The 4,521-nt window shown below is 63.5% G+C and carries 7 protein-coding genes and 1 riboswitch; of the genes, 4 read left to right on the top strand and 3 right to left on the bottom strand.

The window, feature by feature from the left end; genetic code table 11:
• Positions 1 to 173: 173 nt before the first annotated feature.
• Positions 174 to 839 (bottom strand): hypothetical protein, encoded by a 666-nt coding sequence (locus tag NG697_RS20910; protein ID WP_252615091.1) that lies wholly within the window; start codon positions 837 to 839, stop codon positions 174 to 176.
• Between the two features lie 334 nt (positions 840 to 1,173).
• Positions 1,174 to 1,935: an NlpC/P60 family protein gene (locus NG697_RS20905; protein ID WP_252603946.1), complete on the bottom strand. Its 762-nt coding sequence runs from the start codon at positions 1,933 to 1,935 to the stop codon at positions 1,174 to 1,176.
• 3 nt (positions 1,936 to 1,938) lie between these two features.
• A riboswitch (cyclic di-AMP (ydaO/yuaA leader) is annotated at positions 1,939 to 2,134 on the bottom strand.
• Positions 2,135 to 2,327: 193 nt separating this feature from the next.
• Between NG697_RS20905 and NG697_RS20900 the strand changes: the two genes are divergently transcribed.
• Both NG697_RS20900 and NG697_RS20895 read left to right on the top strand, forming a co-directional pair.
• Positions 2,328 to 2,624, top strand: coding sequence for a heavy-metal-associated domain-containing protein (locus NG697_RS20900; protein ID WP_308293110.1), 297 nt, complete (start codon positions 2,328 to 2,330; stop codon positions 2,622 to 2,624).
• A gap of 431 nt (positions 2,625 to 3,055) precedes the next feature.
• Positions 3,056 to 3,526 carry a hypothetical protein gene (locus tag NG697_RS20895; protein WP_252603950.1) on the top strand — a complete coding sequence of 157 codons (471 nt, stop codon included), beginning with the start codon at positions 3,056 to 3,058 and terminating at the stop codon, positions 3,524 to 3,526.
• Between the two features lie 110 nt (positions 3,527 to 3,636).
• Here NG697_RS20895 and NG697_RS21485 read toward each other — a convergent pair whose 3' ends face one another.
• Positions 3,637 to 3,924, bottom strand: a complete 288-nt coding sequence (locus NG697_RS21485; protein ID WP_374209967.1) for a hypothetical protein — start codon at positions 3,922 to 3,924, stop codon at positions 3,637 to 3,639.
• On the opposite strand from NG697_RS21485, the gene NG697_RS21480 reads away from it, so the two are divergent.
• Positions 3,866 to 4,186 (top strand): DUF305 domain-containing protein, encoded by a 321-nt coding sequence (locus tag NG697_RS21480; protein ID WP_445260456.1) that lies wholly within the window; start codon positions 3,866 to 3,868, stop codon positions 4,184 to 4,186. The genes NG697_RS21485 and NG697_RS21480 overlap by 59 nt on opposite strands.
• A gap of 53 nt (positions 4,187 to 4,239) precedes the next feature.
• On the top strand, positions 4,240 to 4,521 hold a 282-nt coding region (locus NG697_RS21475; RefSeq protein WP_256473125.1), incomplete at its 3' end, for an IS3 family transposase.

Genomic DNA, 4,521 nt, shown 5'->3' with positions numbered 1-4,521 from the left:
TGCCTGGCCTGATTCTTAGCGCTCATTTGGCAGGAAACCAGCCACCAACTCGGCAGGATTTCCTGGCTGAAACGGCCTACAGATAGTCGATCACACACACCCACATTGCCGGGAAAGACCCTTACACGGAATAGGAGCGCACGAATGTGCGGTTGAGCATGCCCGGCTTCGGGTTAGTGGCTGTGCGACGTGTGGGTGTCGGGTGCGGGGGCTGCGGGGGCGTCCGTCGGCTTGTCGAGGGTGCGGTCTTCGCTGGTCGGAGCCTCCGCGGGTGCCTGCGACGGTGCCGGCGTGGAGTCGTGGCTGTGGCTCTCGGAGTCGAGGGTGCTTGCGAGGGCGGACATGCCGAACCATGTCAGCGCGGCGACCAACACGACACCTGCGGCAAACGGGCTGACCAGGTGGCGCAGGCCGCCCTTGGCGTCCTTGGCGATGAACGCGACGTACGACATCAGCAGGCCGATTGGAGTCATCCAGGCGCTGCGCTCGGGGAACTGTTCGAAGTGCTGGATGCCGCCGCCGACCAGGCCGACGCCGAAGGAGAGCAGGAGCGAGAACGCGACGAGCGAGATGGCCCGGCTTAGCAGCGGGCGCTCATCGACGAGCACGAACTCGTTGACGATGGTGCCGAGGAGGAACACGAACGCACCGACGACGCAGATGATCGTGTATAGGCCCGGGTCGACCGGATAGTGCACGACGGCGCCAGCGATAAGGGCCGCGCCCATGAAGTAGAGCATCGCGCCGATGTAGCGCGAGTAGAGCGAGGGAGTCCGTTTCGCGAGCTCTGCCTCATAGGAGGCAACGTCTTCGCGGCTGAGGTCGTTCTGAACGGTCATGTCTGGTGAGTCTTTCGTTTTCGGGTGTGTGAGAGCAGGCAGCCGTAGCGCCGATACCGGAGTTGGTGCGGCGTGGCGCTGCGCGTGCTGCTCAGCGGGGCAGAATTGAGCGTCATGTCTCATTTCCTTGGAAGCGGGGCTTGGCCGGACACTCTAAAGAGATGGGATACGCCTCAGAATTGTGGTTTGCGGAGTAAATGGCGGTGTTTTAGCACCGCTATATGTCGCCTTCGGGTGACCTGCGGAAGGAGTCAGGCGCATGGTTGGAGGGGCATCCTAAGGGCCGGTGATTCAGTGCCCCCAAGGCATTGAATCACCGGCCTTCAGTGGTTTGTTAGCCTGCGCGGACGAAGGTGACGGCACCCTTGGACGTCATCCAGGTCAGAGGGTGCACGGCGGTTTCATTCTTCCCGTTCAGGCCTGAGCTGAGGACCTGGCCGTTGCCGACGTAAATTCCTACGTGGCCAGGCTGCATGACCATATCACCGGGCTGGGGGTCGGTGACCACGGTGCCGTAGTTCATGAACTGCATCGGGCCCAGGTCCCCGACGGGGATGCCAGCGGCATTTAGGGCGTTTTCGACCAGCCGCGTGCAGTCCTGGATCATGCCGATCTGAGCGTAGGCGGAGGACACCATGATGGAGTTAATGTCACCGGCTGCGGGAGCCGGCGCGGGCGCAGGCGGGGTGACGGTGACTTTGGCCGAGGCGGGTGCAGGGGTCGTTACGGCGGCCGCGGGTGCCGCGGCCTTCGCGGCTACCACGACAGGCTTCGGGGCTTCCACTACGGGAGCGGGCGTGGTTTCCACGACCGGGCGCTCGAAGGAAATCTGGATGGTGGCATCGGCGGTCAGCGGGGCCTGTATCTGGCTCGCGACCTCGAGGTTAGCGGCCGGTTCAGCTTCGCGCTGGGCGGGGGCGTCGGCCGCCTGGGCGGCAGCAATACCACTGGTCAGCACGAGACCGGAAGCCGCTGCGAAGACGGCGGCCTGGCGGCCTGCGCCGCCGGCATTCGCGGTAAAGGACTTGGTCAGTGCGGCAAGAGTGCTGGTCTGGGGGACCGCGCGGCGGCGGCCGTGAGTTTTGCGCATGGGCATGAAAGGGCCTCTCCCACTGCCTGCGAGGTTAGCTGTCGGATTCGGGTGGGAGGCACCCGGCCGCGTCAGGCGCAAAAGTGCACCAGGCACGGCTTCACCCCAAGACCTGCCAGAAGCAGGCCAATAATGGGTTCCCCGTCTCTGCCGGACGAAAAGTGAACGGATCCCGGGCAGCGGCAGAGTTAGGCAATCTGTTCGGGAGTGCCGCCTCAAGGAGAAACCGGCACGACTTAGACCGTACTTCACACCAGCAATGTTTGTCACATTCCGGTAACGGCGTGTCCGCCGTGGCACGGGATGCGCACTTGCTCTGTATACCCGGCCCGGGTACAGGATGCGTCTTCTTGGGTTGTCAGTGACATGGAAGTCCGGGCTGGTGTTGCCGTACCCGTTTGCACGGCCGTTCACCCCCAGCACACCCTCGATTCTTCCTCAAAAAGATAGAGCCAGGCTTCCCCTTGTTTCTTCCGCTGCCGGGTGCAGCTGCTGCTCCGGCAGCGGTATCCAGTGGCAGCACAGTCGAGTTTGCTGTCGAAGGGCTGACGTGCGGGCATTGCGTCCAGACCGTTCAAAAGGCTGTATCGGCCGTTGAGGGTGCCGAGTCCGCCTTTGTGGACCTCGTGTCCGGCGGTCGTTCCCGGGTGATAGTCACGGTACGGCCGAGAGCTTTGCTGTGTGTGCGGCCGTGACCTCCGCCGGCTACACGCTTTGCAGCAATTGGCATCAAGGCCCCTGGCAGAAGACCGGTTAGGCGAGTGGGGTGTCTTTTGACGGGGCGAACGCGTCCCCGGCGCTGAGGCCGGCATCGCGCTCGGCGCTGGAACGGGTGCACGGCATCGGCCGGTGTTGTCCAGGCCGGCAATGATGCCTGGACTGTGCTGTGAAATGGTGGACCTATCCGGGGCCAGCCATACCAAGCCGTAGCAGATCCTCATTTGGGCCACCGGTTACAACATCCTCGCCGTCCCGCTGGCGACAGTGCCCTGTCCTGCCTTTGGGCTTGCGGAGGATGAAACTCAATCCCTCCCAGGTGCGTTGAATAAGAGGCTGTGACCGGCAGGAATACCCCTGCCGGTAGGCTGAAGATCCTGAACAACCTGCATGGAAGGGAAGAAACGTTGTGAGCGCACCATCGCGTGGACCTTTCTCCGCTTTCCTCTTTCGTGCAGGCTTCCTGACGGCCGCCCTAGCCATCATCGCCGGGATCTTCGGCATGCACATTATGACCGGCGCACACCATATGAGCGCCGCGCACACCATGCCGGCAGCGACCGCCGGATCCGCGGTGGACGCTGCGGGCATCCCGGCCGGGCACTCCCACACCACGGGGGCATCCTCGGATGGGACCGCCGCTACCCCAGCGGCAACTGGCTCGTCGTCTTCCTGCGCCCCTGCAGGTTCCTGCCCCGGGATGACTGCCGGGGGCAATACGTGCGTCCTGGCCCCGGGAAACACCTCACTGACCGCCCCTGCCCCCGGAACAGCACCCTATGCCTTACCGGACTTCGGGGTGGCGGCTGCAGCCAGCATCAATTATTCCTACTCACCGGACAGCCCCTCTCCCGGTGACTTCTGTATCAGCCGGACGTAAACCAGCACTGACAGCGCCGCGCCCCGGCGCAGCGTCCAGCAACGTCGACACGCACAAGACAGCCCACCTTCCCAAAGGGCGCAGCTGTCTCTGCTTGCAATCCCCAGGCGCTAAACGCCGCTGATACCTTTGAGGACCCTGATTTTCATGAAATAGACCCTGACTATTTCCGCTGCCGCGATCGCCGCAGCAATCGGCCTCGCCGGATGCTCAGCCGGCACCGGAAGTTCGGACTCGAGCAGCATGCCCGGCATGAGCCACGGCAGCTCCGCCATGCCATCGACCTCGGCTCCGGCAACGTCGGCCGCAGCCTCGGCGGACTTCAACGACGCGGACGCCATGTTCGCCCAGAAGATGATCCCGCACCACGCCGAGGCCGTGGAGATGAGCGACATCATCCTGGCCAAGGAAGGCGTCCCCGCCGAGGTGACCGACCTGGCCACCAGGATCAAGGCAGCCCAGGGACCGGAAATAGAAAAAATGACCGGCTGGCTTCAGAGCTGGGGACAGCCCACNGGCCAATCGGAGGGCGGGGGCAAACCGGATGATCCGGTGGATCCGGCGAGATACAGGGCATTGGAAGCCCGGCTGCGTGAAGTCGAGAGAGAAAATGACTTCCTAAAAAAAGTTTCAGCGTTCTTCGCCAGAGAACAACGGTAGAGGATCTCTACCGCCTTGTTCAGGAGAAGAACGCGCAGTTCCCCGTCCAGTGGATGTGCGGGCGGCTGGGTATTTCCAGGGCGTCGTATTACCGGTGGCTGGCCGCGGAAGAGTCCCCGACGGCGACCCGGCATCGGGAGCTGACAGAACACGTAAAGGTCATGTTCGATTCCTCCGACGGGATTTTCGGGCACCGTATGGTCCATACGAAACTTGCCGCCGCCGGCATCGAGGTATCGGTGGGAACTGTGGCGGTCATCATGGCGGAGAACGGCTGGGCCGCGAAGCGGATGCGGGCGTTCAAGCGCACGACGATTCCCTCTGATCCGGACAAG

It is taken from the genome of Pseudarthrobacter raffinosi (assembly GCF_023913835.1).
In the GTDB taxonomy this organism is placed as follows: domain Bacteria; phylum Actinomycetota; class Actinomycetes; order Actinomycetales; family Micrococcaceae; genus Arthrobacter; species Arthrobacter raffinosi.
The sequence above is the reverse complement of the archived record's forward strand: the minus strand, read 5'-3'. Positions and strand labels throughout refer to the sequence as shown.

Bases quoted from the DNA above. Each gene is read 5' to 3' on its own strand.
- NG697_RS20910 (WP_252615091.1), bottom strand. From the start codon at position 839: ATGACCGTTCAGAACGACCTCAGCCGCGAAGACGTTGCCTCCTATGAG.
- NG697_RS20905 (WP_252603946.1), bottom strand. From the start codon at position 1,935: ATGCCCATGCGCAAAACTCACGGCCGCCGCCGCGCGGTCCCCCAGACC.
- NG697_RS21485 (WP_374209967.1), bottom strand. From the start codon at position 3,924: ATGATGTCGCTCATCTCCACGGCCTCGGCGTGGTGCGGGATCATCTTC.